This window comes from Streptomyces sp. NBC_00249, assembly GCF_026342355.1.
Classification (GTDB): Bacteria; Actinomycetota; Actinomycetes; order Streptomycetales; family Streptomycetaceae; genus Streptomyces.
Window position 1 is genome coordinate 727,767 of sequence record NZ_JAPEMV010000003.1, and the last position, 25,672, is coordinate 753,438.

Annotated in this window: 24 protein-coding genes; 10 read left to right on the plus strand and 14 right to left on the minus strand. The window is 72.2% G+C overall.

The annotated features are described in order from the left end of the window. Positions 1 to 16: 16 nt before the first annotated feature. From dpgB to OOK31_RS17250, 4 genes are read left to right on the plus strand one after another with little or no spacing between them, the layout of a single operon-like run. The gene (dpgB, locus tag OOK31_RS17235) at positions 17 to 802 is read left to right on the plus strand and encodes an enoyl-CoA-hydratase DpgB (RefSeq protein ID WP_267088115.1); all 786 of its coding nucleotides are present in this window, start codon (positions 17 to 19) and stop codon (positions 800 to 802) included. Continuing rightward, positions 799 to 2,226: a (3,5-dihydroxyphenyl)acetyl-CoA 1,2-dioxygenase DpgC gene (gene dpgC, locus OOK31_RS17240; protein ID WP_267088116.1), complete on the plus strand. Its 1,428-nt coding sequence runs from the start codon at positions 799 to 801 to the stop codon at positions 2,224 to 2,226. The genes dpgB and dpgC overlap by 4 nt, the downstream gene beginning before the upstream one ends. Then, on the plus strand, positions 2,223 to 3,566 hold the full coding sequence (locus OOK31_RS17245; protein WP_267088117.1) for a PLP-dependent aminotransferase family protein: 1,344 nt from the start codon (positions 2,223 to 2,225) through the stop codon (positions 3,564 to 3,566). Before dpgC ends, OOK31_RS17245 begins: the two co-directional genes overlap by 4 nt. Beyond that, the gene (locus tag OOK31_RS17250; RefSeq protein ID WP_267088118.1) at positions 3,563 to 4,819 is read left to right on the plus strand and encodes a cytochrome P450; all 1,257 of its coding nucleotides are present in this window, start codon (positions 3,563 to 3,565) and stop codon (positions 4,817 to 4,819) included. Before OOK31_RS17245 ends, OOK31_RS17250 begins: the two co-directional genes overlap by 4 nt. A gap of 30 nt (positions 4,820 to 4,849) precedes the next feature. On the opposite strand, the gene OOK31_RS17255 is transcribed toward OOK31_RS17250, so the two are convergent. The 5 genes from OOK31_RS17255 to OOK31_RS17275 form a co-directional block, all read right to left on the minus strand. After that, on the minus strand, positions 4,850 to 6,610 hold the full coding sequence (locus tag OOK31_RS17255; RefSeq protein ID WP_267088119.1) for an ABC transporter ATP-binding protein: 1,761 nt from the start codon (positions 6,608 to 6,610) through the stop codon (positions 4,850 to 4,852). Then, positions 6,607 to 8,337 carry an ABC transporter ATP-binding protein gene (locus tag OOK31_RS17260; protein ID WP_267088120.1) on the minus strand — a complete coding sequence of 577 codons (1,731 nt, stop codon included), beginning with the start codon at positions 8,335 to 8,337 and terminating at the stop codon, positions 6,607 to 6,609. The genes OOK31_RS17255 and OOK31_RS17260 overlap by 4 nt, the downstream gene beginning before the upstream one ends. Continuing rightward, positions 8,334 to 9,401 (minus strand): methyltransferase, encoded by a 1,068-nt coding sequence (locus OOK31_RS17265; RefSeq protein WP_267088121.1) that lies wholly within the window; start codon positions 9,399 to 9,401, stop codon positions 8,334 to 8,336. The genes OOK31_RS17260 and OOK31_RS17265 overlap by 4 nt, the downstream gene beginning before the upstream one ends. 303 nt (positions 9,402 to 9,704) lie before the next feature. After that, the gene (locus OOK31_RS17270; protein WP_267088122.1) at positions 9,705 to 10,877 is read right to left on the minus strand and encodes an epoxide hydrolase family protein; all 1,173 of its coding nucleotides are present in this window, start codon (positions 10,875 to 10,877) and stop codon (positions 9,705 to 9,707) included. 236 nt (positions 10,878 to 11,113) lie between these two features. Further along, the gene (locus OOK31_RS17275) at positions 11,114 to 11,479 is read right to left on the minus strand and encodes a hypothetical protein (protein ID WP_267088123.1); all 366 of its coding nucleotides are present in this window, start codon (positions 11,477 to 11,479) and stop codon (positions 11,114 to 11,116) included. Positions 11,480 to 11,689: 210 nt separating this feature from the next. Between OOK31_RS17275 and OOK31_RS17280 the strand changes: the two genes are divergently transcribed. Then, positions 11,690 to 12,334: a dihydrofolate reductase family protein gene (locus OOK31_RS17280; RefSeq protein WP_267088124.1), complete on the plus strand. Its 645-nt coding sequence runs from the start codon at positions 11,690 to 11,692 to the stop codon at positions 12,332 to 12,334. Positions 12,335 to 12,345: 11 nt separating this feature from the next. Here OOK31_RS17280 and OOK31_RS17285 read toward each other — a convergent pair whose 3' ends face one another. From OOK31_RS17285 to OOK31_RS17295, 3 genes are all read right to left on the minus strand, one after another. Beyond that, positions 12,346 to 12,567: a helix-turn-helix transcriptional regulator gene (locus OOK31_RS17285; protein WP_267088125.1), complete on the minus strand. Its 222-nt coding sequence runs from the start codon at positions 12,565 to 12,567 to the stop codon at positions 12,346 to 12,348. After that, positions 12,567 to 13,058, minus strand: a complete 492-nt coding sequence (locus OOK31_RS17290; protein ID WP_267088126.1) for a DUF2975 domain-containing protein — start codon at positions 13,056 to 13,058, stop codon at positions 12,567 to 12,569. The genes OOK31_RS17285 and OOK31_RS17290 overlap by 1 nt, the downstream gene beginning before the upstream one ends. A gap of 142 nt (positions 13,059 to 13,200) precedes the next feature. Then, positions 13,201 to 13,680 (minus strand): protein kilB, encoded by a 480-nt coding sequence (locus OOK31_RS17295; RefSeq protein WP_267088127.1) that lies wholly within the window; start codon positions 13,678 to 13,680, stop codon positions 13,201 to 13,203. 167 nt (positions 13,681 to 13,847) lie between these two features. Between OOK31_RS17295 and OOK31_RS17300 the strand changes: the two genes are divergently transcribed. From OOK31_RS17300 to OOK31_RS17310, 3 genes are all read left to right on the plus strand, one after another. Continuing rightward, positions 13,848 to 14,000, plus strand: coding sequence for a hypothetical protein (locus tag OOK31_RS17300; RefSeq protein ID WP_267088128.1), 153 nt, complete (start codon positions 13,848 to 13,850; stop codon positions 13,998 to 14,000). Positions 14,001 to 14,119: 119 nt separating this feature from the next. Further along, entirely contained in the window at positions 14,120 to 15,601 is a 1,482-nt protein-coding gene (locus OOK31_RS17305; protein WP_267088129.1) for a UDP-N-acetylmuramoyl-L-alanyl-D-glutamate--2,6-diaminopimelate ligase, read from the plus strand. Positions 15,602 to 15,696: 95 nt separating this feature from the next. Next, positions 15,697 to 16,875 (plus strand): copper resistance D family protein, encoded by a 1,179-nt coding sequence (locus OOK31_RS17310; protein WP_267088130.1) that lies wholly within the window; start codon positions 15,697 to 15,699, stop codon positions 16,873 to 16,875. Positions 16,876 to 16,924: 49 nt separating this feature from the next. Here OOK31_RS17310 and OOK31_RS17315 read toward each other — a convergent pair whose 3' ends face one another. Continuing rightward, entirely contained in the window at positions 16,925 to 17,431 is a 507-nt protein-coding gene (locus OOK31_RS17315; protein ID WP_267088131.1) for a DinB family protein, read from the minus strand. A gap of 131 nt (positions 17,432 to 17,562) precedes the next feature. Next, positions 17,563 to 18,900 carry a PLP-dependent aminotransferase family protein gene (locus OOK31_RS17320; protein ID WP_267088132.1) on the minus strand — a complete coding sequence of 446 codons (1,338 nt, stop codon included), beginning with the start codon at positions 18,898 to 18,900 and terminating at the stop codon, positions 17,563 to 17,565. 88 nt (positions 18,901 to 18,988) lie between these two features. Between OOK31_RS17320 and OOK31_RS17325 the strand changes: the two genes are divergently transcribed. Further along, the gene (locus tag OOK31_RS17325) at positions 18,989 to 19,618 is read left to right on the plus strand and encodes a DJ-1/PfpI family protein (protein ID WP_267088133.1); all 630 of its coding nucleotides are present in this window, start codon (positions 18,989 to 18,991) and stop codon (positions 19,616 to 19,618) included. Positions 19,619 to 19,763: 145 nt separating this feature from the next. Here the strand turns inward: OOK31_RS17325 and OOK31_RS17330 are convergent, their stop codons facing one another. After that, positions 19,764 to 20,627 carry an alpha/beta fold hydrolase gene (locus tag OOK31_RS17330; protein WP_267088134.1) on the minus strand — a complete coding sequence of 288 codons (864 nt, stop codon included), beginning with the start codon at positions 20,625 to 20,627 and terminating at the stop codon, positions 19,764 to 19,766. Between the two features lie 134 nt (positions 20,628 to 20,761). After that, the gene (locus tag OOK31_RS17335) at positions 20,762 to 21,679 is read right to left on the minus strand and encodes a helix-turn-helix transcriptional regulator (RefSeq protein ID WP_267088135.1); all 918 of its coding nucleotides are present in this window, start codon (positions 21,677 to 21,679) and stop codon (positions 20,762 to 20,764) included. 103 nt (positions 21,680 to 21,782) lie between these two features. On the opposite strand from OOK31_RS17335, the gene OOK31_RS17340 reads away from it, so the two are divergent. Then, on the plus strand, positions 21,783 to 23,252 hold the full coding sequence (locus OOK31_RS17340) for an MFS transporter (RefSeq protein ID WP_267088136.1): 1,470 nt from the start codon (positions 21,783 to 21,785) through the stop codon (positions 23,250 to 23,252). Between the two features lie 17 nt (positions 23,253 to 23,269). Here OOK31_RS17340 and OOK31_RS17345 read toward each other — a convergent pair whose 3' ends face one another. After that, positions 23,270 to 24,634: an LCP family protein gene (locus tag OOK31_RS17345; RefSeq protein WP_267088137.1), complete on the minus strand. Its 1,365-nt coding sequence runs from the start codon at positions 24,632 to 24,634 to the stop codon at positions 23,270 to 23,272. A gap of 125 nt (positions 24,635 to 24,759) precedes the next feature. After that, the gene (locus OOK31_RS17350; RefSeq protein WP_267088310.1) at positions 24,760 to 25,641 is read right to left on the minus strand and encodes an ABC transporter substrate-binding protein; all 882 of its coding nucleotides are present in this window, start codon (positions 25,639 to 25,641) and stop codon (positions 24,760 to 24,762) included. Positions 25,642 to 25,672: the final 31 nt, after the last annotated feature.

Sequence of the window (25,672 nt, forward strand, 5' to 3'; positions counted from 1 at the left end):
GACGAAGGGAACTCCGGTGCGGACGCACGACGAACCGCCACCGCCCGCGCAGGGCGGGCCGGCCGGGCACCACACACCGGCCGGCGCGACGAGGAACCCGCCGGACAGCGCACCCGACGGACCGGACATCACCCTGCGGCTGGACGCCGCCCACCCGCTGCCCCGGCTGACCGCCGCCGTCGACGCGGCCTGCGACCGGGCCGAGGCACGGTCCGAGCGCACGGTCGTGATCGTACGGCTCCCACAGGCACCCGCCGCGGCCCGGTCCTGGCCGGGGCCGGTGGACATCCAGCAGATCAACCGCTGGGAGCGGGCCGTACGGAGACTGGAGCGGCTCCCCGCGATGAGCATCGCGGTGGCCACCGGGCCGTGCGGCGGCCCCGCCCTCGACCTGCTGCTGGTCAGCGACTACCGCATCGGCGCCCCGGACCTGCGCCTCCTCGTCCCCGTCAACGACGGCCACTTCTGGCCGGGCATGGCCGTGTACCGGCTCTCCCAGCAACTCGGCGCCGCCCGCACCCGGCAGATCGTGCTGTGGGGCGACGACATCGACGCGCCCCGCGCCCACGAACTGGGCCTCATCGACCAGATCGCGGCGGACACCGACGAGGCCGTCCACACGGCGACCGTCCTGATGGGCCGGATCTCCGACCGCGAGCTCGCGGTCCGGCGACAACTGCTGCTGGAGGCACAGACCCTGGAGTTCGACGACGCCCTCGGCGCACACCTGGCCGCCTGCGACCGGGAACTGCGCCGTCTGACCGCACCGGCGGCCGCCAGGGAAGCCGGAGGCACCGGATGAGCGAGCACATCAGCGGCCGGGCGAAGGACCCGTCCGCCGGTCACGACCGGCTGCCCGCCGCCCCCGCACCCCTCGGTGACCTGACCCCCGACGCCGAAGCCCTCGCCCGCCACACGGCCGAAGGCGAACGGCTCCTCGCACTCCTGCCGCCCCGCCCCCGGCGCACCGAAGCCGACGCCCACCGCGCGACCGCCCTCCACGACAGCTGCCGGGCCGCCCGCCACGCCTTCCTCGCCCGCCACGCCGACGCCGTCTACGACACCCTCACCGCCGGCCGCACCCGCCGGCCCCGCCTGGCCGAACTGGCCGCCGAGGCCGCCCTGCGCTTCCCCGGCCTGGTCCCGGACGCGGCCCGCCTCGCCGAGGAACGAGAACGCGTCCAGGCCCACAAGGAGGGCCGCGAGATCGACCAGGGCATCTTCTTCGGCGCGCTCCTGCGGTCCCCGACCGCCGGCACCCACCTCATCCAGACGATGCTGCGCCCCGCCCCGGGATCCTCCGCCCACCTGGCGGAGTTCCACCGCCGGGACCGGCTGGAACTGCCGGCCGTCCTCGTGGAGCGCCGCGGCGAGGCGGCCCACGTCACCTTCCGCAACGCCCACTGCCTCAACGCCGAGGACAACCGGCTCATCGCCGACCTGGAGACCGCCGTCGACGTCGTCCTCCTCGACGACCGGATACGCGTCGGAGTCCTGCGCGGCGGCCCGGTGACCCATCCGCGGCACGCCGGGAAACGGATCTTCAGCGCCGGGATCAACCTCAAGGAACTGCGTTCCGGCGCGATCTCCTTCGTCGACTTCCTGCTCGGCCGCGAGCTCGGGTACGTCAACAAGATGGCCCGCGGCCTGCTCGGCGAGGGCGACGGCGACGGCGAGCGTGCCGCCCCGTCCGGAGCCGTCACCAAACCCTGGGTGGGCGTCGTCGACGCGTTCGCCATCGGAGGCGGGATGCAACTGCTCCTCGTCCTCGACCGAGTGATCGCCGAGGAAGGGGCCTTCCTCAGCCTGCCCGCCGCCGACGAGGGCATCGTTCCCGGCCTCGGCAACCTCCGGCTCACCCGCCTGACCGGAGCCCGGCTCGCCCGGCAGATCATCCTCTCCGGCCGCCGGATCCACACCGACGAGCCGGCCGCGGCCCTGCTGATCGACGAGGTCGTACCGGCCGCCGCCCTCGACGAGGCCGCCGAGCGCGCCGTACGCGACCTGGCCGGACCGGCCGTGGCCGCCAACCGCGCCATGCTCACCCTCGCCGAAGAACCCCTGGACCTCCTGCGCGGCTACCTGGCGGAATTCGCCGTCGTCCAGGCCCACCGCATCCACAGCCCCGACGTCCTGGCCAAGGCCGAACGCCACTGGGCCCGCTCCCGGACGGCCGGCGACCCCTCCGCGGAGCAGCCGTCCGCCGGCGAACGGGCCCCCGTATGACCGTCCTCGACCACCAGGCCCTGCACGCCTCGCTCCAGGACCCCGTACTGGAGTCCATCGGCTTCCTCAACGAGATCATGAGCCGCCACCCCGACGCCGTCTCCTTCGCCCCGGGCGCCCCCCACCCCGACCCGTACGCCGACCTGGACCCCACCCGCTACCTGGACCGCTTCGTCGCCCACGCGGCGGCCGAACCCGGGAGCACCCCCGCCCGGGCGGCCCGGCTGCTCTACGAGTACGGCCCGGCCCGCGGCATCGTCGGCGCCGTCGTGGCCGATGCCCTGCGCCGCGACCAGGGCATCGACGCCGACCCGGACACCCTCGTGATCACCGTCGGCGCCCAGGAGGCGATGCTCCTGACCCTGCGCGCCCTCATCGCCTCCCCGAACGACCTCCTGGCCGTCACCGACCCCTGTTTCGTGGGCATCACCAGCGCCGCCAGCCTGCTCGGGGCCGAGGTCGTCCCCGTCCCCGAGGACGACCGCGACGGCCTCGACATCGACGCGCTGGCCGAGGCCTGCCGAACGGCCCGCCGCACCGGCCGTCGCATCCGCGCCTGCTACGTCGCCCCCGACTACGCCAACCCCAGCGGCTCCCGCATGGAGGCCGACCGCCGCCGGCGACTCCTGGAGCTGGCGGAACGGGAGGACTTCCTCGTCCTGGAGGACAACGCGTACGGGTTCACGGCCGCCCCCGGCACCGAACTGCCCGCCCTCAAGGCGCTGGACACCGCACGACGGGTCGTCCACATCGGCACCTTCGCCAAGGTGTGCTTCCCCGGCGCCCGCGTCGGCTACGTCGTCGCCGACCAGAGCGTCCGCACCGCCGCGGGCACCGTCCCCCTCGCCGCCGAACTGGCACGGCTGAAGACCGCCGTCACGGTGAACACCTCCCCGATGTGCCAGGCGCTGGTCGCGGGCATGCTGCTGGAGCACGGAGGCTCGCTCGCCGAGCTGAGCCGCACGCGCTCCGCCCTGTACCGGCGCAACCTCGCCCACCTGCTGCGGGCCCTGGACCGCGAGAGCGCGGGCGGGCTGCCGGACGGGGTGGAGTGGAACCGTCCCGGCGGCGGATTCTTCGTCCGGATGCGGCTGCCCGTCCCGGCGGACGCGGCGCTGCTGGAGGTCTGCGCCGCCGAGTACGGCGTGCTGTGGACGCCCATGGCCCCCTTCCACCCGGGCGGCGGCGGCACCCACAGCCTGCGGCTGTCGTGCAGCTACCTGGACCCGGACCGGATCGACGAAGGGGCGCGCCGGCTCGTCGCCTTCCTACGGGCGCGGGCGCGGGCCCGGGCCCGGCCGACCACCGCCGACGCGACCGCCCGGGGAGCCCGGCGATGAGCGACACCGGCGCCACCGCACCCGGCAGCCGCCCCGCACCCCAAGGGTGCCCCGTCCACGCGGACGCCCCCACCCATCCGACCACCCGCGACCCCGCCCACCCCTTCGACCCGCCCCCCGCCCTCACCGCCCTGCGCGAGAAGGCCCCGCTCACCCGCCTGCGCTACCCCGACGGCCACATCGGCTGGCTGGTCACGGGCCACGAACTGGCCCGGCAGGTCCTCGCCGACCCGCGTTTCAGCGCACGCTCCGAGCTGAAACGGGTCCCGGTGGCCCGGCCGGGCACGGACCCCTTCTACGGCAGTCCCGCACTGCCGGGCTGGCTGGTCGACATGGACGCACCCCACCACACCCGGCTGAGGCGACACCTGATGGGCTGGTTCACCGCCCGGCGGACGCGGGCCCTGACCCCCCGCGTCGAACGGATCGTCGACGAGCGGCTGGAGGCGATGGCCGCCCTCGGCGGGCGGGCCGATCTCGTCGAGTGCTTCGCGCTGCCCGTCCCGTCCCTGGTGATCTGCGAACTGCTGGGCGTTCCGTACGGCGAACGCGCCGGGTTCCAGCGCAACAGCGCCACCCTCTTCAAACTCGACGCCACGGCCGAGCAGGCCGCCACCGCGATGGCCGAGCTCGACGCCTTCCTCGCCGACCTGGCCGGACACCGGCGCCGCAGCCCCGGCGACGACCTCCTGAGCGCCCTGGCCGTCGGCGGCGAACTGTCGACCGCCGAGATCGCCGGCGTGGGCGCCCTGCTGCTGTCGGCCGGGCACGAGACGACGGCCGGCTCCCTCGGACTCGGCGCGCTGGCCCTGCTGACCCACCCCGACCAGCTCGACCGCCTGAGGGCCGACCCGTCCCTCGCCGCGAACGCGGTCGAGGAACTCCTGCGCTACCTGACCATCTTCCATTTCGGTGTGCCCCGCTCCCCGCTGGAGGACGTCACGCTCGCGGGCCACGACCTGCGCGCGGGGGAGTCCGTGACCGTCTCGCTGTCCGCCGCGAACCGCGACCCGGCGCGCTTCGAGGACCCCGACCGCCTCGACATCACCCGCCCCACGTCAGGGCACCTGGCCTTCGGGCACGGAGCACACCAGTGCATCGGCCAGCACCTGGCCCGCACCGAGATGCGGATCGCCTTCCCCGCCCTCTTCGCCCGCTTCCCCGGCCTGAGGCTCGCCGTGCCGCCCGCGCAGGTGCCGCTGGGCGAGGACATGGGCTTCTACGGAGTGCACGGGCTGCCGGTCGCCTGGTGAGCGGTACCGGCGCCGCCCGACCCCACCCCGTCAGCCGTGCCAGGACTTCCACAGCTCCGCGTACGCCCCACCCCGGCCCACCAGGTCCTCGTGGGCCCCGCTCTCGACGATCAGGCCGTCCTCCATCACCACCACCCGGTCGGCGTCGTGGGCGGTGTGCAGCCGGTGCGCGATGGAGACGACCGTCCCGCTCAGCAGCCCGGACAGGGACCGCTCCAGGGTGCGGGCGGTGTGCGGGTCGAGCAGGGCGGTCGCCTCGTCGAACACCACCACCGGCGGATCGCGCAGCACCAGCCGGGCCAGCGCCAGCTGTTGGGCCTGGGCGGGCGTCAGCTCGCCGGCGCCGGAGCCCACCTCGTGGTCCAGGCCCAGCGCGGACGCCCACTCCCAGGCCGCGACGGCCCGCAGGGCACGCTCCAGGTCCGAGGGGTCCGCGTCGGGGCGGGCGATGAGCAGGTTGTCGGCCAGAGTGCCCCGGAAGACGTGGAACTCCTGCGTGACCAGGATGACGTCCCGGCGCAGCTCGGCCGACGACAGCCCGGAGCGCGGCACCCCTCCCAGGGCGACGCGGCCCCGGGAGGGCGCGTCGATCCCGGCGAGGAGCCGGCCGAGGGTGGACTTGCCGGCGCCGGAGGGGCCGACGACCGCCAGGCGTTCCCCGGGAAGCACCCGCAGGTCGATGCCGCGCAGGCTGTCCTTGCCGTCCCGGTAGGAGAAGTGCACCCCCGCCAGTGCGATACCGCCCCGGGGAGTCGCGTCGGACGCGGGTTCCGAAGCCGCCCGCGCGTCGGCCGGCGCCGGTTCTGCCGCGCCGCGCACCCCGAGGACGCGGGCCAGGGAGGCGCCGCCGACCTGGAGTTCGTCCATCCAGAAGAGCAGGGTGTCGACGGGCCCGATGACCTGCTGGACGTACAGGGTGGCAGCGGTGACGGCGGCCAGGCCGACCATGCCCTCGATGTACATCAGCCCGCCGATGACCAGGGTGGCGGCCACCGGCAGGATGTAGCCGGTGTCGGCGATCGGCAGGTAGACGCTGCGCAGGTTCAGGGTGCGGAGTTCGGCCGCGTACGAGGCGGCGATGTCCGCGTCGGTGCGCCGGCGCCGGCGCCGCTGGAGCCGCAGCGCCTCCACCGTACGGGCGCCCGCCACGGTCTCGGAGAGGTGGTCGGTGAGGTGGGCGTACGAGGCGTTCGCGCGCAGGTAACCGGCCCGCGCGCGGCGCAGGTACCAGCGCGTCGACAGCCACAGCACCGGCACGGCGACCAGGCAGGGCAGCACCAGCAGCGGATCGGTCAGGCAGATCGCCCCGATCGTCAGCACCACGGTGGTGCCCGCCACCAGGGTGTCGGGTACGGCCCGCTGCACGGTGAAGGCCAGCACGTCGATGTCCCGGGTGGTACGCGTGACCAGCTCTCCGGTCCCGGCCCGCTCCACCGTGTGGGTCGGCAGGGCCAGCACCCGGCCGACGAACTCCTCGCGCAGATCGGCGAGTACGGTCTCCCCCAGGCGCAGGGAGGCGAGCCGTGCGAAGCGGGTCAGCACGGCCTGGAGGATCACCGCGGCGCAGATGGCGAGGGCCACGGGGGTGACGGAGACCGTGCCGTCGGCCGCGCTCTCGACGATCCGGCCGAGCAGTTGGGGGGCGGCCAGCGCGGCGACGCAGGCCAGCGCGTGCAGCAGCAGCGAGCGGCCCAGCGGCCCGCGGTGGCGGAGCATCGTGCTGCGGGCGTAGGAGCGCACTTCCCGCTGGGAGGCGACCGGCAGCCGGTCGGCCGGCGGGGCGGCGGTCATGCCAGGACCTCCCGGGTGACGACGGTGCGGTAGTCGCCGTGCGCGAGCAGGCTCTGGTGGCCGCCCTCGGCCACGGCCTTGCCCTCCTGCACGAACACGACGTGGTCGGCGTGGGCGAGCAGGAGGGGGCTGGTGGTGAACACCACGGTGGTCCGGCCGGCCCGGTACGGCCCGAGCCGCCGGGCGACCCGGCCCTCGGTATGGGCGTCGAGGGAGTTCGTCGGATCGATCAGGACGAGCACCTCCGCGTCCGCCAGCAGGGCGCGGGCCAGGCGCAGCCGCTGCTGCTGGCCGCCGGAGAACTCCCGCCCTCCGCCGATCTCCTGGGACAGCCCGTCGGGCAGGGCCTCGATGACATCGCGCGCGGAGGCCGCCTCCAGCGCCCGCAGCAGGGCGGCGTGTCCGGGCTCGCCGTCGTGCGCGTCGCCGGGGGCGAGTTCGCCGTCCAGCCGCCCCGAGAACAGGGTGGCCCCGTTGTCGGCGACCAGGACGCGGCGGCGGACGTCCTCGGTGGGGTAGTCGGACAGGGGCGTCTCGCCGTTGCGGGCCGCGGGGTCGCCGTAGCGGCCGATCCGGTCCGCCAGCGTCCGCGCGTCCCCGTCCGTGGCGCAGACCACCCCGAGCAGCCGGCCCGGCGGTACCGTCAGCCCCGAGTCCGGGTCGTGCAGCCGCAGGGGCTCCCCGTCGGGCAGCGGCCGGGTGCCGGACGCCAGCTCCGGCCGCAGGCCGAGGAAGCCCAGGACACGGCCCGACGCCACCGCCGCCCGCGTGAACTGGTCGAGCATCGTCGTGACCTGCCCCAGCTGCTGGGTGAGGAAGACGGCGTACCCGTAGAACGCGACGAGCAGGCCGGGTTCGAGACGACCGGTGCTCACCTGGTACGCGCCCAGCCAGACGATGGCCACCAGCAGTGTTCCCGGCAGCAGGACGCGCAGGAAGGCGATGTTCGCGACGGCCGTCGCGACCCGTACCCCCTCGGCGCGCACGTCCTGCGAGGCCTCGCGGTAGCGGCGCCCGTAGACGTCCTCGCCGCCGATGCCCCGGAGCACGCGCAGCCCGTCGATGATGTCGACGGACAGATCGGTGAGCGCCCCCTGCCGGTCGCGCAGCCGCTCCTGCCGGCCGTGCAGCAGCCGCAGCAGCCGGGCCACGGCGACCGCGATCAGCGGTACGCCGACCAGCACCACCAGCCCCAGCTGCCACGAGGTGACCAGCATGAACACGGACGCGAAGAGGATGGACACGACCGCCCCGCTGCCGCGGGCCGTGCCCTCCACGGCCGTGCCGAGGTGGCCGACGTCCATGGCGCTGACGCTGACCACCGAGCCGGTCGAGGCCCGCCGGGGCAGTTCCGCGCCCAGCTCGGTGGCCTGCCGGACGACGAGCTGGGTGGCCCGGTAGGCGGCCCCGAACCGGTTGGCGGTCGACGCCCGGTCGCGCAGCATCCCGACGACGGCCTGGAAGACGCCGAGCAGCAGCACCGCCCCGCCCCACACGAGCAGGGCGTTCCGGTCGCGGGCGAGCAGCCCCCGGTCGATGCCGAGCCCGATGGCGACCGGCACCAACGCCTGCGCCAGGGTGCACAGCACGCCGAGCACGGTGGCGAGGGCGAGGCTGCCCCGGTGCCGGGTGGCGAGCCAGACGAGGAAACGCACGGGCGAGGTGGTGATGGGAACGCCGGGGTCGGGGACGGGGAAGCGGCCGCGGCCCGCGAGAGCGCTCGTCACCGTTTGGTCCCGATGGTCAGGCCGTGCTCGTAGGGGTAGCCGGTGAGGGTGCGTACGGAGTCGAAGCCGGCCCGCAGCGTCCACTGCTCGTAGTCGCGGGCGGGGTAGGCCATGCCCTGACCACTGGCGAGCACGTTCAGGTAGAGGGAGAGCCGGGCGGAGTACCAGCCGCGCGTCTCGTCGTCGGAGACGTTGTAGCCGTAGACGAACACCCGCCCGCCGGGCGGCAGGACGGAGTGTGCCTTCGCCAGCAGCTCCGTGATCTGCTCACCGGAGAAGATCTCCAGCACGTGACTGAAGAGCACCGCGTCGGCGCCGGCCGGGAAGGGGTCGGAGAACAGGTCTCCGGGGTGCAGCCGGATGGGACCGCTGCCCGGCTCGCCGGCTCCCCGGCGGGCCGCCGCCAGCTCCGACACCGACGGGATGTCGAAGATGGTCGAACGCAGCTGCGGATGGCGGGTGGTGAGCCGCTCGCTGGTGGTGCCGTCGCCGCCGCCCACGTCGAGCAGGTGCCGTACGGTGGCGAACTCCTCGCACTCCACCAGCGCGTCGAGGCTCTTGAGCGTGAAGGCGCTCATGCTGCGGTGGAAGACGCCCTCCAGCTCCGGGTTGTGCGACAGCCTCCGGTAGAGCGTCGGCTCGTCGCCGGGATGCGCGGCCAGCGCGGTGTTGGTGCCGGCGGCGAGGGCCTCGCTCATCCGCGTGAAGGCCGGATAGTAGATCTCCTTCCAGCCGGTGAGGATGTGGCGCCAGCTGTCGGGTCCGTCGGGAACGAGCAGTTCCTCGGCGGCCCGTGCGTTGTGGTAGCCGCCGTCCGCGTGCCGCTCCAGGAGCCCGGTGGTGCACACGGCGTGCAGCAGGACACGTGCCGAGTGGGCGGGCACGCCGGTGAAGGCGGTCAACTCCTCGAAGGAGGCACCGGGATGTTTGGCGAGGAAGCCGAAGAGGTCCCATTCCAGGGCGGTGACGACGGCGTTGAAGAGCGCCGGTGCGTTCACCAGGAAATGGAACCGTTCGGCGACGGGGTCGACGGCGGTCGGGTCGTCATCGGCAGAGGGATTCACTTCCGCACCTCTCGTCAACAGATCGGCGCGGGCCGGACGGCGGCTCCGCGGCCGGTTGCAAGATCACGATCGCGCAGTCCGCATGCTCACACAGCCCCGATATGTCCGCAACGGCGATCGTCACGATCCGGCCGCCGTCCACCGCCCGCCGCCCCTGCCCCGGCCGCGACCGCCGCTGCAAGGCGCCCCTGCCCCACCCGGGTACGGGGCCGGACAACATCGGCCGGTTCCCGGCGGTGTCCGCGGAAAGCCCGGGCACGCCCTCCCGCCCCCGACATCGAGCCGGGGGCGGGGCGGTTCGGGTTACCGCAGTGCGCGGTAGAAGGCGCGGATGTCCGCGGTGAGGAGCTCGGGGACCTCGAGGGCGGGGAAGTGGCCGCCCCGGTCGAACTCGGTCCAGTGGATGACGTTGTGCGCCTTGTCGGCGAAGGCGCGGATGGACGTGTCGGTGGTGAACACGGCGACGCCGGTGGGGACGGTGCCCCGGGGCTTGGGCGCCCACATGCCGGGGTCGTTGAAGCGTTCGTAGTAGGAGTTGGCGACCGAGGTGGCGGTGTCGGTGAACCAGTAGATGCTGATGTCGGTGAGCAGCCGGTCGCGGTCGACGGCGTCCTCGGGCAGGTCGGCGGCGGGGTCGGTCCAGTCCTTGAACTTCTCGACGATCCAGGCGAGCTGCCCGGCCGGGCTGTCGTTGAGAGCGGCGGCGATGGTCTGCGGGCGGGTGCCCTGCAGCTGCATGTAGCCGCCCAGCTCCCCCTGCCAGCGCTTCGCCTCCTTCAGCCGGGCCTGTTCGGCCTCGGTGAGGGCGGCCGTGTCGGCGGGGTCGCCGGTGGGGAAGGTGACCAGGTTGTTGGCGTGTACGCCGATCACGTGGTCGGGGGCGGCCCGGCCGACCAGCGGACCGATGAACGCGCCCAGATCGCCTCCCTGTACGCCGTACCGGTCGTAGCCGAGGCGTGCCATCAGCTCGGCGAGGGCGGCCGCGACACGGCCGTCGGTCCACCCGGTGGCGGTCAGCGGGCCGGAGAAGCCGAATCCGGGGAGCGAGGGGATCACCAGGTGGAAGGCGTCGGCGGCGTCGCCGCCGTGCGCGGTGGGGTCGGTGAGCGGGCCGGTCAGGTCGAGGAACTCGACGATCGAGCCGGGCCAGCCGTGGATCAGCAGCAGCGGGGTGGCCCCGGGGTGCGGGGACCGCAGGTGCAGGAAGTGCAGGTCGGCGTCGTCCACGGTGGTGGTGAACTGCGGGAACTGGTTCAGGTGGGCCTCGTGCTTGCGCCAGTCGTAGGAGGTCGCCCAGTAGGCGGCCAGCTCCCGCAGGTAGCCCACCGGAACCCCCCGCTCCCAGCCTGCGCCGGCCGGCCCGGCGGACCAGCGGGTCCGGGCCAGGCGGTCCTTCAGGTCGTCGAGGTCGGCTTGCGGAACGTCGATGCGGAACGGGCGGATCTCATCCCCGGACGGGGCGGCGCTGCTGGTCATCACACACCCTCCTCAATCAGGACAGCCAGAATGCAGTTCATTCCATGGGCCGACTGGTGACATGGACGGTACGGAGCACGATGGCGGCGGAGAACACCAAGAGGCTGCAGTCCCGGGCGCGCGGCGCCGCCCTCGCAGGTACGGCCCGAGTCCGTGCCGGGTGGCGATGCGCACCACCCCGAGCAGGCGCCGCCCCACCACCGCCCGCGCCACCACCACGAGCAGGAAGAGCCGGACTACGAGAAGGTTGAGCGTGCGGCCGCGTGGAACTCCACGTACTCGATGGTCGCGCCGCCGGGGTGCCGCACGGTCAGATTCCGGCCGGTGGGCACCTCGTTGGGACCGTCGAGGACCTCGCCGCCGTGCTGCTCGGTGATGCGCAGGACGTGGTCCACGGACTCGACGATCGCGGTGGCGTGCGTGCCGCGGTAAGGGGCGAGGGCTTCCTCTGACCCCGCCAGCAGCAGATAGCCGCCGATGCTCGCGAGGTTCAGGCCGCGGTAGGTGAACCGCAGGCGTGGCTGCTCACCGGTCAGCTCGACGAAGGTCGGCAGCGCCGCCTCCAGGTCGTCGACGTAGACGCGGGCAAAGGTGGCGAGCACGGGCACGATCTCCCCCTAGATCATTTCGCTTTTCCCGAAACATCGAAGTGATCTTCATACTACGGGTGTCGCCCGGCGCCGCACCGATCTCGACGCCCGCTTCCCGGACTCCTCGCCGCGGTGCCGGCGGGCAGACGCCCGGAGCGATGAGTTCGCCGGCGCCCAGAGGTCTACCTTCAGAAGGGGTAACCAACTCATCGGGAGCAAGCCATGGGCCTCATCCACATCGAGCTGTTCGCAACCCTCGACCTCGTCGGGCAGGCGCCCGGCGGGCCCGACGAGGATCCGGTGGGCTTCCCGTTCGGCGGCTGGCAGGCACCCCTGCTGGACGAGGTCGCCGGGGCGCAGGTCGGGGCCGCGTACGAGGGCACGGACGCCCTGCTCCTCGGCCGGAGGACGTACGACATCTTCGCCGCGTACTGGCCGCACCAGGAGGGCGGCCAGGACAACGAGATCGCCACCCTCTTCAACAGCGTCCCGAAGTACGTGGCCTCCCGCGGCAGGCCCGACCTCTCGTGGGCCGGGTCCACGCAGCTCGGCCCGGACCTCGCCGAGGCGGTGCGCGAGATCCGTGACCGGCACGAGCACGTGAAGGTCGTCGGGAGCCTGAACCTGGTGCAGACCCTCCTGCGCGAGAAGCTCTTCGACCGTCTCGACCTCTGGGTGCACCCGATCGTGCTCGGCGTCGGGAAGAAGGTGTTCGACGACGGCGCGGTGCCCACGAACGTCACACTCCTGGAACCGCCGGCAGCCGGCCCGAAGGGCACCGTCTACCTGCGCTACGGGCTCGCCGACGGCACTCCCGCGACGGGCGACATGAGCGCACCCGATCGCGGTGCCGGGCACGACGGCTGAAAGCCGCCCCGTCATCCGCCCGTGGCGTCCTCGGGCTCCCAGCGCAGCAGGTCGCCCGGCTGGCAGCCGAGCACCTCGCACAGCGCGGCGAGCGTCGCGAAGCGCACCGCCTTGGCGCGGCCGTTCTTGAGTACCGCCAGGTTGGCGGGAGTGATCCCTACGCGCTCCGCGAGCTCGCCCACGGACATCTTCCGCTTGGCCAGCATCACGTCGATGTCGACGGCGATCGGCATCAGATCACCTCGTCCAGCTCGGCCTGCATGTGCGCCGCCTCGACGTCGCGCGCGACGGCCTGGGCGAGCAGCGTCCGCAGCACGAGCACGATGAGCGCGACCCCCAGGATGGCCAGGCCGACCCCGCCCATGATGACGGTGACGCCCGGGTCTTCCCGCTGGCCCGGCGCGTTGACGGCCGTGACCGCGAACCACACGAGGGAAGCCGCCACGATCGAGCCGATCACGATGTCCACGTACCGGAAGGCGGCGTGGGAGAACACGGTTCCGCGCCGCACCATCGTCACCAGCCGCCATACGCAGACCAGGGCGACCTGGACCGACACCATGCCCAGGATCGTGAGCACGCGCAGCGGGGTCAGCGGCATCGACCCGTCCTCCGGGTCGTTCCCGCTGACCAACACCCACACCATCCCCGCCTGCACGAACGCGGTGCCGGCGAACACCACCGCGAGCACGGCGCGCAGCGCACCCACTGTCAGCTTTCCCATGACCCATCCTTCCATCGACTCACGATGGGAATCTATCGAATATCGATAGGTGAGGCAAGGTCTGGAACGGAGGGCGAACGGCGAACGGCGGGGCCTCGCCTGAGCGCGAACGGACGCCACCCGACCTGATGCCCTGCGGGCATCAACGGTGGTCGGGGGTGAGCAGCGCGGCGGCCGAGGTGACGAAGGCGAGCGAGGCGGCCTTCGCGGCCCGGCGCAGGGCGTTCAGCTCCGGGGTGGTACCGGCGTTGCGCAGGGCGTACGTGGCTTCGGCCGCGCCCTGCGCGGGAGCGGCCAGTTCGGGCACCAGGACCAGGAGCCGGACCAGGGGCGCGGTGATCGCCGCACGGGTGTCGTGGGAGGTCGTCTGGGCGGCGAGCCGCGCCTCGGGGTCGGCGGGGCCGTCGGGAGTGTCGGTCATGGCCAGGCGCTCCCGGTGGAACATCGCCGACCGGTGGGCGTCCAGCGCGGCGGCGAGATCCGTGACCGCCGCGAGCTTCTCCTGACGGCGGGCATCGGCACGGTCCTCGGCGCGGGCGGTACGGGCGGCGCGTTGTTGGAGGAGTCCGGCGGTCAGGACGCCGGCGAGGGTGCCGACTACGGCGACTATGGAAGACCACATGGGGCGATTGTCCTCTCGCGGAGTGGTGGATCAGCGGCGTCGGCAGCTAGGAATCGTACGGGGCCCGAACTTCGGCATCCAGCCCTCAGCCTCCACCTGAACCACCGCCTCCCGCCATGCATCCCGACCGGGACCGCCGGCGGCCGGGTGGGCCGTACACTCGGCCCATGGGTCGCACACGTTCCTCGAAGCAGTGCCTGCAGCAGGCCGCTTTCGGGATGTGCCCGGCCGCCGGGGTTCCGACCGTCGTCGACCCGGCCGACACGGCCTGCGCAGCGGTGCCCGAGACCCGCCGTACCGCCCTGCACGGCCACGGCTAGCGCTTCGCGCCTCCGGCTCCTCCGCTCCACATCACCACAGCAGCTTCCCGGCATGCCGCCGGCGCTGCCGCCTGGCTACGGCCGCACGCCCGGGCCCGCGCCCCCTCGAAGGGATCATTGTGAAGCTGAGCGAATTGCTGGCCGGGCAGGAGCACCACGTTCTCCAGGGTGATCCGGACACGACGCTGATCACCGCGGGAACCACCTTCGACGCCGACCGGGTGACGCCGGGCTCGCTCTTCATCGCCGTACCCGGACACCGGGAAGGCGGCCCCGGCTCCGTCTCGCCCGCCCTGGCCCGGGGCGCCGTCGCCGTACTCGTCGACGGCAACGAAGCAGGCCTGCCGGCCGCGGGGTGGCCCCTGGGCACCTGCGCCGTCCGGGTACCCGACACGCGGACGGCCGCCGCGGTGGTGACCTCCCGTTACTTCGGCGAGCCAGGGCGGCAGATGGACATGGTGGCGATCACCGGCACCAACGGGAAGACCTCGGTCTCGTACATGATCGAGTCCGTCCTGAGGATCGCCGAGGGCTCCAGGGTCGGGGTGATCGGCACCGCCGGAAGCAGGATCGGCGACGAGCCGATCCCCATGCCGCCCTCGGTGCTGACCACGCCGGAATCTCCCGACCTGCAGTACCTGCTCGGGCACATGCGCGACCGCGGGGCCGCCGGCGTGGTGCTGGAGGCCACCTCGATGGCGCTGCTGACGCACCGGGTGGACCGTACGTTCATCGACGTCGGGGTCTTCACCAACCTGACGCAGGACCACCTGGACGACCACGGCACGATGGCGGACTACCGGGACGCCAAGCTGCGGCTCTTCCAGGGCCTGTGCCGGCGTGCGGTGGTCAACGCCGACGACCCGGTGGGCGCGTCCATCGTGGCGATGATGCCGGGCGCGGTGACCACGTACGCCCTGGACCGCCCCGCTGACTACCGGGCCACCGACCTCGTGGTGAGTGCCTCGGGTACGCGGTTCACCCTCCATCACGACGGACGCGCCTACCCGGCCTCGATCCCCGTCCCCGGCCGGTTCTCGGTGGCCAACGCGCTGGCCACCGTGGCGGCCTGCCACGTGCTGGGGCACGAGCTGGGCCCCCTGGTCGACGCGCTCGACCGGATGCCGCCGGTCCCGGGCCGACTGGAGCGCTTCCGGACCCCGCTGGGCACGTCGGTGATCGTGGACTACGCCCACTCGCCGGACTCCCTGGACAAGGTCCTGACCACCATCCGGGGCTTCGCCCGCGGCCGGGTGATCACGGTCTTCGGCTGCGGCGGGGACCGCGACACCACCAAGCGGGCCGAGATGGGCCGGATCGCCGGCACCCATTCCGACCTCTGCGTCCTGACCTCGGACAACCCCCGCAACGAGGACCCCGAGGCCATCCTCGACCAGGTCGCCCCCGGCCTCACGGCGACCGGCACCCCCTTCCGCCGCTACGCCGACCGCCGCCAGGCGATCGCCTTCGCCCTGTCCGCGGCAGGCCCCGACGACACCGTCCTGATCGCCGGCAAGGGCAGCGAACCACACCAGATCGTCGGAGAGGAACTGCTCCCCTTCAGCGATATGGCCACGGTCCGCGAACTGGCCCAGCCCTAGCCACAGGCAGGGGCGGCGGCGGCCCGGAACGGCCGTTTCGGTGATCATGTGCATGGCGACTGGGAGTGAGCGGTGACTTAGGTTAGCCTGCCCTTATGATTTCCATATCTCTGGCCGCCGAGGCCGGCTACACCATGCCTCCGCTGTGGCGCATCCTCACCAAGTCCGGCTACTTCATCGGCCTTTCCGGAGCCATCGGCGCCACCGTGACCTACGCGGCCTCCATCCGCCCCGCACTGCGCGCACCGGAGAACGACAGCGGTGACGTCGACGTCATGAGACGAAGAACGGCCGGCTACCTCGCCTGGGCAGGGGTGGTGTTGCTGGTCGCAGGGTACTTCCAGCTGGCCGGCCGCCTGGCGAGGGCCGGCAAGGGGATGCCGTTCGGCGACGCTCTCGCACCGGGACGGATCTGGGACTTCTTGACGGCGCCGGCCGCGAAGGGGGCGTGGGTCGCGCAGGGCACGATCTACCTGGTCCAGAACCTCGTACTGCTCCTCGCGTCCGCCGCCTTGATCTCGCTGTTCGTTCCCCGGGCACGTCGGCACCTGAACGCCCTCGCGCTGACCGCCCTGCCCCTGACGCTCGCGGTGACGCTCGTCGCCGCGGTTCCGGCCACCAAGCCGAAGGACGCGGACAAGTGGCTGGACCTCGTGTTCACCCAGACCCACATCGTCAGCGGCGTGGTCTGGGTCGGCGGCCTGGTCCTGCTCGCCGTCCTCACCGGTGCCCGCGGCCGCCTGAGCGGGGGAGCGGGCGCACTGTGGGCAGACATCTGGAACCGCTTCGCCTTCGTCGCCCTGATCTGTGTCGGCGCGGTGTTCACCTCCGGCCTCTGGATGAGCTGGAAGCACGTCGGCTCCATCAGCCAGCTCTGGACGACGACCTACGGACTCTTCCTGCTCGTCAAGATCCTGCTGGTCCTCGGCATGGTCACGGCAGGCGGTGTCAACCAGTTCTGGCTGATGCCCCGCATCGTCCGGGCCCGCCGCGACGACGCCACGTCCTCGCTCCTGCACCTGACCCTGAGCCACTTCCCGAAGGTGGTCTGGGCCGAGGTGGCCCTCGGCATCGCCGTCCTGGCCGTCGTCCCCTTCCTCGGCGGCTCGGCCCGTTCCGAGGCGGGCAGCCCCCCGGCCGTGTCGAGCGGCAGCGTCTTCGGCATGGGCGCCGTCCTCGTCCTGGCCCTGGCGGCCTCGCTGTACATCACGGTCAGGACCTCCGACGCGCTGGCGCGGCGCACGGCCGGGGCAGCGACCGCGGCAGCGTCGTGACGTCCACCCGAGCGCGGCGGATATCAACCGCCCGTGCTCGCCGCCGGATCTAGCCGCCGGTCGCGCCGTCGAGCATCTCGCGCAGGATGTCCAGGTGGCCGTTGTGGCGGGCCGTCTCCTCGGTGAGGTGGAGGAGGATCCAGCGCAGGTCGACGTGGAGACCGTCGCGGACGGCTCGCTCGGCCTGGTCGTCCAGGCCGAGCCCGGCGACCAGTTCGCGGTAGCGGGCGCTCTGTTCGGCGTATTCGTCGAGCAGCTGCGCGAGCGGGAAGTCGACGGCGATGCGCATCTCGCGGTCGGGATCCTCCTCCGTCCAGGGGCCCTGGTCCTCCTCGCCGAGGAAGACCACCTGGAACCAGTAGTACTCGACCCAGCGGAGGTGGTTGATCACTCCGCTCATGGTCATCAGCGGTGAGCCCGGCAACAGGGCCTTGCGGGCGTTCTCCGCGGACACGCCCTCACACTTGGCGCGGGCGGTGTCACGTGTGTAGTCGAGGAACGTGGCGAGCTGGGTGCGCTCGTCCCACGCGGGAGGTGTGTCGTCGATTCTGGTCATCGCGCGAAGCCTCCCCGATCACCGCGACCGATGTCGAGGCATTTAACGACGGGCCCAGCCGCTCTGCCCCGCGCCGGCGGCCTTCGAACGCAGAGGCCGGTGCGGGCAGGAACCGCCCGGCCGAAGGGAGTTCAGGCGCAGGCGTCCTCGACAACGACCTGGCGCACCGTTCGCAGGGTCGACCGGAGACTGTCCAGGCTGGTCGAGCCCAGTGCGAGGCGGATCGCCTGCGGTGTGTGGACCGAGGTGGAGAACGGCTCGGCCGTGGCTACCGAGATGTGCCGGCGCGCGAGGGTAGCGGTCAGGCGATCGGCGCGTGCGTCGTCGGGCAGCGGCAGCCAGGTGAAGTAGGACGAGGGGTGGCTGACGAAGGGGAGACCGGCCAGCTCTCGTCCGGCGAGTGCTTGGCGGGCCCCGGCGTCGTCCCGCTTCTGCGCTTCCAGGTGATCCACCGTGCCGTCCTCGAGCCATCGGCAGGCGATCGCGGCGGTGAGGGCCGGGGTGTTCCAGGTGGTCGCCCGGATCGCGCGTTCGACCGACGGCACCGCGGACGGCGGGGCGACGACGAAACCGACCCGGAGACCGGTGGCGACGCTCTTGGACAGCCCCGAGACGTAGACGGTGATGTCCGGCGCGGTGGCGGCCAGCGGCGGTGGAGGGTCCTCGACCAAGTAGGCGTAGGAGGCGTCTTCGATGATGAGCGAACCGTGCTGTCGAGCGATCCTGATCAGGCGGTTCCGGTCCGTTGCCGGCATGACCCAGCCGAGCGGGTTGTGCAAGGTGGGCATGGTGTAGACCGCGCGCACCGGGCGGGTCGCGCACAGCTTCTCGAGGGCATCGAGATCCGGCCCGTCGGCGGTTGCGGGGACGGGTGCCAGGTCGAGATGGTAGGCATGCGCGAGCACCTTGAAGCCCGGGTAGGTGAGTGCGTCGACCGCGACGACGTCGCCGGCGTTGAGCGTGGCCATGACGGTGACGGCCAGGCCGTGCTGCGCACCGTTGACGACGAGGATCCGATCCGCGTCAGTGGTGATTCCCCGACGCCGCAGGTGCCGTGCGATCGAGGCTCTGTCCTGGGGACGCCCTGCATGCGGCTGGTAGCGCAGGAGCGTGTCGAGATCACCAGAGGTGGCCACGTCCCGCAGGGCCTGCCGAAGGAGATCGGCCTGCCCGGGCAGCGACGGATAGTTGAAGTTGAGGTCGACCGTGTCCTTGGCGACGACCTGCTGGTCGATGCCGTGACCGGAGGGCACCGCGAGGTCGCGCACGAACGTGCCGCGGCCCTGTTCCCGGCTCACCAGCCCCATCGCTTCCAGCTCGGCGTACACGCGCGTCGCGGTCACCACGGCGATGCCCTCACGGGCGGCGAGCCCGCGGTGCGTGGGCAGCCGCACGCCCGCGGTGAGCCGCCCGCTCCGGATGTCGGATGCGAGCGCGTCGACCAGCGTCTTGTACCGCGGGGCTGCCATGCACCGGATTGTATGCATGACAATTCTTTGACTGTCCTGTTCGGGGGTCCTTACCGTCAGTACCCACCCCGCCGGAAGGACCGCCACCGTGCACATCGCCATCCTCACCTTCGAGGGCTACAACGAGCTCGACTCCCTGATCGCGCTCGGTGTGCTCAACCGCATCAAGACCGACGACTGGCGCGTCACCATCGCCACCCCCACTCCCAAGGTGACGTCGATGAACGGGGTGGTCATCGAGCAGATGTCCACCCTTGAGGACGCGTGCGCCGCCGACGCCGTCATCGTCGGCAGTGGCATCGCGACCCGCGAGGTCGTCGAAGACCCGGCGATCATGGACACCCTTCGCCGCCTGGACCCCTCGCGCCAGCTCATCGCGGCGCAGTGCTCCGGCGCGCTCGTACTGGCGAGGCTCGGGCTGCTGAACGACGTCCCCGCCTGCACCGACCTGATCACCAAGCCCTGGGTCGTCGCCGCCGGCGTCGAGGTGCTGAACCAGCCCTTCTACGCCAAGGACAACATCGCCACCGCCGGTGGCTGCCTGGCTTCGCACTACCTCGCCGCCTGGATCATCGCCCGCCTCCAGGGCAACGACGCTGCCGAAGACGCGCTGCACTATGTCGCCCCGGTCGGCGAGAAGGAGGAATACATCGAGCGCGCCTGGCGCAACATCACCCCCTACCTGCCCGCTCCCGCTCCCGCACCAGCCCTCGCCTGAACAACCGGACCTTCTGCCGCCGTTGCCCATTGCGGCCGCTGTCATCGGCGTGTAGATCCTCCGGACTGCCGCCAGAAGGCGGCAGCGGGAGAGCGGCAGGGCGGTCACGTCGCTCAGCGCGACCGCCCCACTCGTGATCCCGAGGTCAGCTTCCGGGAGCGTGGGACCCGGAGTTGACGTCGCCGACCAGCCAGGTGAGCATCGCGGGGGTGGCGTCGAAGTGGCCGCCGTGTCCGGCATCGGCCTGCCTGATCATCGTCGCGGTCGGCATGCGTGAGGCGAGCCACTCGCCGTGCGCAGGGGGCACCAGGGTGTCGAGGCCGCCGTGCCAGATCCGCGCCGGGACGGTGATGTCCGCCGGGTCGAACCCCCACGCCGTGCCGAAGAGCGCGGTGACGTCGTCCACCCAGCCGTCCAGCCCCGGCCGGACCGCTTCGGCGAAGGCCGGGCCGATCATCGCGCTGATCTCCGGCCGGGAGAGGACCGCCTGTTCAATGTCCGGGAGGGGCGGGAAATCGGCGGTTCCGATGTTCGCGAGGTGTTCCGTGACGGCCTCCCTCCCGGTCAACGCCACAGCGGCGCTGTGGCGGTTTCCCTCGCTCATGCCGGCGGTCCAGTCCAGCCCGGCCGCGTCACGCGGCGCCAGGCTCGCCAGCGCACCCAGCCGTGTCACCCGCTCGGGATACCGGGCAGCGAAAGCCAGGGCGTGCGGGCCGCCCCCGGACACCCCGAACACCGCGAAGCGGTGCAGGCCGAGTGCCGTGGTGATGGCGGCCACGTCGTCGGCGGCATCGACGACCCGGCGCCCCGGCCTGGGCGTGGAGCCCCCGAACCCGGGCCGGTCGTAGGTGATCAGCCGGACGCCGAGCTCGTGGAACAGGGAATCGTCCGGGTATCGGGCCAGTCGGCTCATCGGGCTGCCGTGCAGGTAGACGACCGGTGTCCCGGTGGGGTCGCCCCATTCCTCCACAGCCAGCGTCCGACGGTCGGTAGTGATCAACTCGCGCATGGCGGCAAAGCTAGCCTCGGCACTGATCGACGGCCAAAGCTTTTCATCCACAGCGCAACATCGCCGTACCGAGCGGGCGGTGGGCCGGCCTCCCCCTGGATGACGTCGCCTGAGGCCACGCCGGCGGAGGGGCCTCAGGCAGGCAGACCCGTCCGCGCTCCCTGCCGCAGCATCTGCGCCGCGCCGACCCTCCGGTACCGCTCCACCTGCTCCCCGAGCAGCCGCTGCGTCCTCGCGTCCTCCGGCGTATAGATCCACATCTTCACGTCCGGCGATGACGCGACCGCGAATGCCGTCGTGGTCACCTCGAGCAGCTCCCCGTCCACCGTCCAGAACGACTTCCGCCGCGTGTCCGGGGCGGCCACCTCGTGCCTCGCCCACATCTCCGCGAACTGCGGGCTCGTCCGCGACAGCTTCCGGATGAACTCGGTCCAGTGCGGATCCCCCAGCCGCCGCCCCGACGCCGACCGCAACTGAGCCACCATGAAGGACGTCTCCCGCTCCCACTCCACCAGTGGCTGCAGATGCCGCCCGACCGTGAACAGATGCCACATGATGTTGCGCTCCGCCTCCGGCAACAGCACGAGGGCCGGATCGAGCGCCGCGTACGCGTCGTTGAAGGCGAGCAGGTCGTACCGCGCGCTCACGATGCTCGCCGGCAGCGGGGTCAGCGCATCCAGGATCGTCTGGTTCTCCGGCGGCTGCGGATCCCGCCCCGGCGCGGCCAACGGCACGCTGGGCACGTCCGCGAGCCGGTACAGGTGGTCCCGTTCCGTCCGGTCGAGCTTCAGCGTCCGCGCGATCGCGTCCAGAACCTGCACGCTCGGGTTGATGCGCCGCCCCTGCTCCAGCCACGTGTACCAGGCGACGCCGATCCCGGAGAGCTGCGCGACCTCCTCGCGCCGCAGCCCCGGCGTACGCCGCCGCGTGCCGTGCGAGATGCCCACGTCCTGCGGGGTGATCCGTTCACGCCGGAGTCTGAGGAACGCCCCCAGTTCGGAGCGTCTGTGTGCCTGGTCGCCCGCGGCGGCCGGGTGTTCGTCGTGCGTCACCGTCCCAGTGTGCGGGACGCCTTCACGCCGTAGCCGGGTACCCCCGGTACCGGGATAACCGGATGTCTGGTACCCGTTTCTCACCACCAGGATCATCGCCGTCATGAACGAGACGACACAGAACCGGGCTGCCATGGCCATGGCGGAACCCGGAGCGAACCCGCCGCCGGCTCCGGACACGGCAGCACACCACCGTCACGACAACCGCATGCTGGCCGTCATGCTGGGCGCCGTCTTCATGGCCCTGCTCGACTCGACCATCGTCAACATCGCGGCCCCGACCATCGGCGCCGACCTCGACACGACCGGCTCGGCGCTCCAACTGGTCGTCTCCGGCTACACCGTCGCGTACGCCACCCTGCTGGTCACCGGTGCCCGCCTCGGCGCCCGCAACGGCTTCCGCTCCATGTTCCTGTTCGGGCTCATCACGTTCACCGCGGCCTCGCTCGCCTGCGGTCTCGCTCCCGACTCCGCCGTCCTGATCGGCGCCCGCCTGGTGCAAGGCATCGGCGCGGCCATGACGATGCCTCAGGTCTACAGCTTGATCCAGCTCCGGTTCGAAGGCGCGGCCCGCGCCCGGGCGTTGAGCCTGTACGCGGCGACCATCGGCCTCGGCGTGGTCGTCGGCCAGGTCGCCGGCGGGCTGCTGGTCAGCGCCGACCTCTTCGGCAGCGGCTGGCGCCCGGTGTTCCTGATCAACGTGCCGATCGGCCTCGTACTCGTCATCGCCGGACTGCGTCTGCTGCCGCACGGCAAGCCGGCCGGCTCCAAGGGCTTGGACCTCCCGGGCCTGATCACCTTGACCGTGGCCCTGCTTCTGCTGGTCGTCCCGCTGGTGATGGGCCACGAGCAGCGGTGGCCCCTGTGGATGCAGATCTCCCTCGTCGCGTCCGTCCCCGTGCTCGTGGGCTTCGCCCTCGTCGAGCGGGCGGTCGCACGTCGGGGCGGTGCGCCCCTGGTGCCGGGCAGGGTGCTGAAGACGCCCGGGCTGGTCCCCGCCGCGACCGCGATGTTCTTCGCGATGGCCGGGTACGCCGGTTTCCTGTTCTCCTTCTCCCAGCACATGCAGTCCGGGCTCGGCGAGTCGGCGACCCGCACCGGCCTCGTCTTCGCACCGCTCGCCCTCGGCGTGGCGACCGGCAGCCTCACCTGGCAGAAGGTGCCGGAACGGCTCCACCGGCCGCTGATCGCCACAGGGTGCGCGGTCGCGGCGCTCGGATACGCCGGCATCGGCTTCGACATGCGCTCGAACGGGCACGGTGGATTCGCCCTGCCGCTGCTCCAACTGGTCGTCGGCATCGGCATGGGGTACGTCACCAGCCCGCTGCTGACCGTCTCGCTCGCCAAGGTCAAGCCGGCCGACGTGGCGGACGCCAGTGGCGTGATGACCACCTCGGCCCAGATCGCGCAGGCGCTCGGCATCGCGGCGTACGGCAGCGTGTATCTGAGCGCCGCCGGCAACCACACCCCGAACGCTTCGGGACACGCCATCGCCGTGACCGCGATGCTCGTCGCGGTCACGGCGCTGGCCGGCGGTCTCGTCTCGCTGAAGCTGCCGGGAGAGCAGCGGTAGCCGCTCTCGACGGACCTCTACTTCCGGTCGGTGAGGTCCGGGTGGGCCGGGCCCGCCGCGGCCGGCGGTACCGGTGTGCCGGTGCAGCCGAGGTGGCCGGCGGTCACGGGGGCGCCGTCGGCGCGGTTCCGGTCGTAGCTGACGGTCTTGACCAGGACGGGTCGGGTGCCGACGGTGACGTCGAAGAACGCGTCGGTCTTCGGGACGGCACGCAGACGGGCGCCGGGCAGGGCGACCGCGAGCGTGGCGGCGTCCTCGTCACGGCCGGCCGGGTAGGTGATGACCGGGGGGCCGGCAGGACGTACCGCGGGTGCGGACGCCGACCTGTCGGTGACGACGAACTGGTCTCTCCGCAGGGCCGTCGCGACGGCCGCGTCGTCCACGCGGACCGCGATCCCGGCCGGGTTGGTAGTGGCCGGGGCCTCCGGGGCGGGCTGAATGCGGGCGTCGCCGGTGATCGGGCGGTCGGCACCCAGGGCGTCCCACAGTGCGTGCGCGCGGGCCTCGTGCCAGAGCAGGGTGGAGCCCACGCCGGGGACGCGATGGTCGAAGTCCTGGATCGGGACGGTCGCGAACTCCGTCCGGTCCGCCCGCAGGCGGCCGAGTGCCCAGCCGATGCGGACCAGGTCGCGCAGGTCCGTACGGTCGTCGGAGCGGACGGACTTCAACAGCGCGCGGGCGGTGCGCGCCGTGCTCGCGGGGTCGGCGAGGGCCTTCTCGGTGGTGAGTCTGGCCAGCAGGCCGGCGACCGTGCGCTGCTGGCGGCGGACGCGGCCGAGGTCCCCGGGCCGGTTGCTGACGTGCCGGGCCCGGACGTAGCGCAGCGTCGTGTTCCCGTCGGTGCGGTGGGTGCCCGCCGTGATGTCGAGTCCGGAGTTCTCGTCCGTGAGGGGCTTGTCGGTGCACACGGTCGCGCCACCGAGGTTGTCGACGGCCTGTTCGAAGCCGGTGAAGCCGGTTTCCAGGAAGTGGTCGATGTGCAGGCCGGTGGCCTTCTCGACGGTGCGTACGGTCAGCGGGCCCCCGCCGGCCGCGTACGCACCGTTGATCTTGCCGCGGCGGGCCGGGCCCGTGGCACCGGCGGCGGTGGCGTATTCGACGTAGGAGTCGCGCGGGATGGAGACGACACTCGCGCGCCGTTCGTCCTCGGACAAGTGGACGAGCATCATCACGTCGGTGCAGTTGCACCCCTTGCCGCCCACGTGCAGCCGTCGTTTCTCGGCGGCGGAGAGGCCGGCGCGGCTGTCGATGCCGACGACGAGGATGTTCGTACCCCGGCCCTTGCCGGGCGCTCCGTTCTCGGCCGAGACGGCTTGCGAGCCGAGGTGGGAGCCGGAGGCGAGGGTGGCGAGCAGGGCGAGAGCAACCGTGAGACGACGCAACGCACATCATCCTCGAGCTAGACAAACCGGGACGAAGTGCGACGGTAGCGTGTCGGTGCGCGCACCACGGGGCTACGCGCCGGAAGCGGCCTCTCATGGCGGTAGTGGGCGGCGGCGGGGGCTGGTCACTGCACCCAGGGCTTCCACACGTTCTCGTTGCGCTCCACCCACTTCTTCGCCGCCTGCTGCGGCGACAGCTTCTCCTCGGCGATCATCAGGGACACCTCGTTCTGCTGCGCCTTGGTCCAGTGGAGCTTCTTCAGGAAGTCGGCTGCCTTTCCGCCCGACTCCGCGAAGCGCGTGTTCAGGTACTTCTGGAGCGGTGTGTGCGGGTAGGCGCAGGCCACCTTCTGCGGGTCGTCCGCGCAGCCCTCGGTGTACTCGGGGAGTTTCACCTCGGTCATCGGGACGCGCTCGAAGAGCCACTGCGGCTCGTACCAGTACGTCAGGAAGGGCTTGTGCTCCTTGGCGAACTGCTTGATCTGGGTGATCTGGGCCGCCTCGGAGCCGGCGAAGACCACTTCGAAATCCAGGCCCAGGTTCTTCACCAGTGCCTTGTCGTTCGTGACGTAGGAGGGGGAGCCGTCCATCAGCTGGCCCTTGCCGCGGCTCTCGGGGGTGCGCAGCTGGTCCGCGTACTTGTCGAGGTTCTTCCAGTCGGTGACGTCGGGATGGGCCTCGGCGAAGTACGTGGGGACGAACCAGCCGATGTGGCCCGTCACTCCCAGGTCCCCGCCGGGGGTGATGGTCTTCTTGCCCTCCACGTACCGCTTCTCCTGCTCGGGGTGGCCCCAGTCCTCCAGGATCGCGTCGACGCGGCCCTGGCTGAGGGCGTCCCAGGCGGGGACCTCGTCGACCTGGACGGTGTCCACCCGGTAGCCCAGCTCGTGTTCGAGGAGGTAGGCGGCGACGGCCGTGTTCGACTGGGCGCCGACCCACGACTGGACCGAAAGCGTGACCGTCTTCGCGCCCTCGGCGGCGGCGTACGGGGAGGACTGGCGGGTCATGTCGGCGGCCCCGCAGCCGGTGAGGACGATG

What these genes read in the sequence shown, in the direction of transcription:
- dpgC (WP_267088116.1), top strand. Translation starts at nt 799, where the DNA reads ATGAGCGAGCACATCAGCGGCCGGGCGAAGGACCCGTCCGCCGGTCAC.
- OOK31_RS17245 (WP_267088117.1), top strand. Translation starts at nt 2,223, where the DNA reads ATGACCGTCCTCGACCACCAGGCCCTGCACGCCTCGCTCCAGGACCCC.
- OOK31_RS17250 (WP_267088118.1), top strand. Translation starts at nt 3,563, where the DNA reads ATGAGCGACACCGGCGCCACCGCACCCGGCAGCCGCCCCGCACCCCAA.
- OOK31_RS17255 (WP_267088119.1), bottom strand. Translation starts at nt 6,610, where the DNA reads ATGACCGCCGCCCCGCCGGCCGACCGGCTGCCGGTCGCCTCCCAGCGG.
- OOK31_RS17270 (WP_267088122.1), bottom strand. Translation starts at nt 10,877, where the DNA reads ATGACCAGCAGCGCCGCCCCGTCCGGGGATGAGATCCGCCCGTTCCGC.
- OOK31_RS17280 (WP_267088124.1), top strand. Translation starts at nt 11,690, where the DNA reads ATGGGCCTCATCCACATCGAGCTGTTCGCAACCCTCGACCTCGTCGGG.
- OOK31_RS17285 (WP_267088125.1), bottom strand. Translation starts at nt 12,567, where the DNA reads ATGCCGATCGCCGTCGACATCGACGTGATGCTGGCCAAGCGGAAGATG.
- OOK31_RS17290 (WP_267088126.1), bottom strand. Translation starts at nt 13,058, where the DNA reads ATGGGAAAGCTGACAGTGGGTGCGCTGCGCGCCGTGCTCGCGGTGGTG.
- OOK31_RS17295 (WP_267088127.1), bottom strand. Translation starts at nt 13,680, where the DNA reads ATGTGGTCTTCCATAGTCGCCGTAGTCGGCACCCTCGCCGGCGTCCTG.
- OOK31_RS17300 (WP_267088128.1), top strand. Translation starts at nt 13,848, where the DNA reads ATGGGTCGCACACGTTCCTCGAAGCAGTGCCTGCAGCAGGCCGCTTTC.
- OOK31_RS17310 (WP_267088130.1), top strand. Translation starts at nt 15,697, where the DNA reads ATGATTTCCATATCTCTGGCCGCCGAGGCCGGCTACACCATGCCTCCG.
- OOK31_RS17315 (WP_267088131.1), bottom strand. Translation starts at nt 17,431, where the DNA reads ATGACCAGAATCGACGACACACCTCCCGCGTGGGACGAGCGCACCCAG.
- OOK31_RS17320 (WP_267088132.1), bottom strand. Translation starts at nt 18,900, where the DNA reads ATGGCAGCCCCGCGGTACAAGACGCTGGTCGACGCGCTCGCATCCGAC.
- OOK31_RS17330 (WP_267088134.1), bottom strand. Translation starts at nt 20,627, where the DNA reads ATGCGCGAGTTGATCACTACCGACCGTCGGACGCTGGCTGTGGAGGAA.
- OOK31_RS17340 (WP_267088136.1), top strand. Translation starts at nt 21,783, where the DNA reads ATGAACGAGACGACACAGAACCGGGCTGCCATGGCCATGGCGGAACCC.
- OOK31_RS17350 (WP_267088310.1), bottom strand. Translation starts at nt 25,641, where the DNA reads ATGACCCGCCAGTCCTCCCCGTACGCCGCCGCCGAGGGCGCGAAGACG.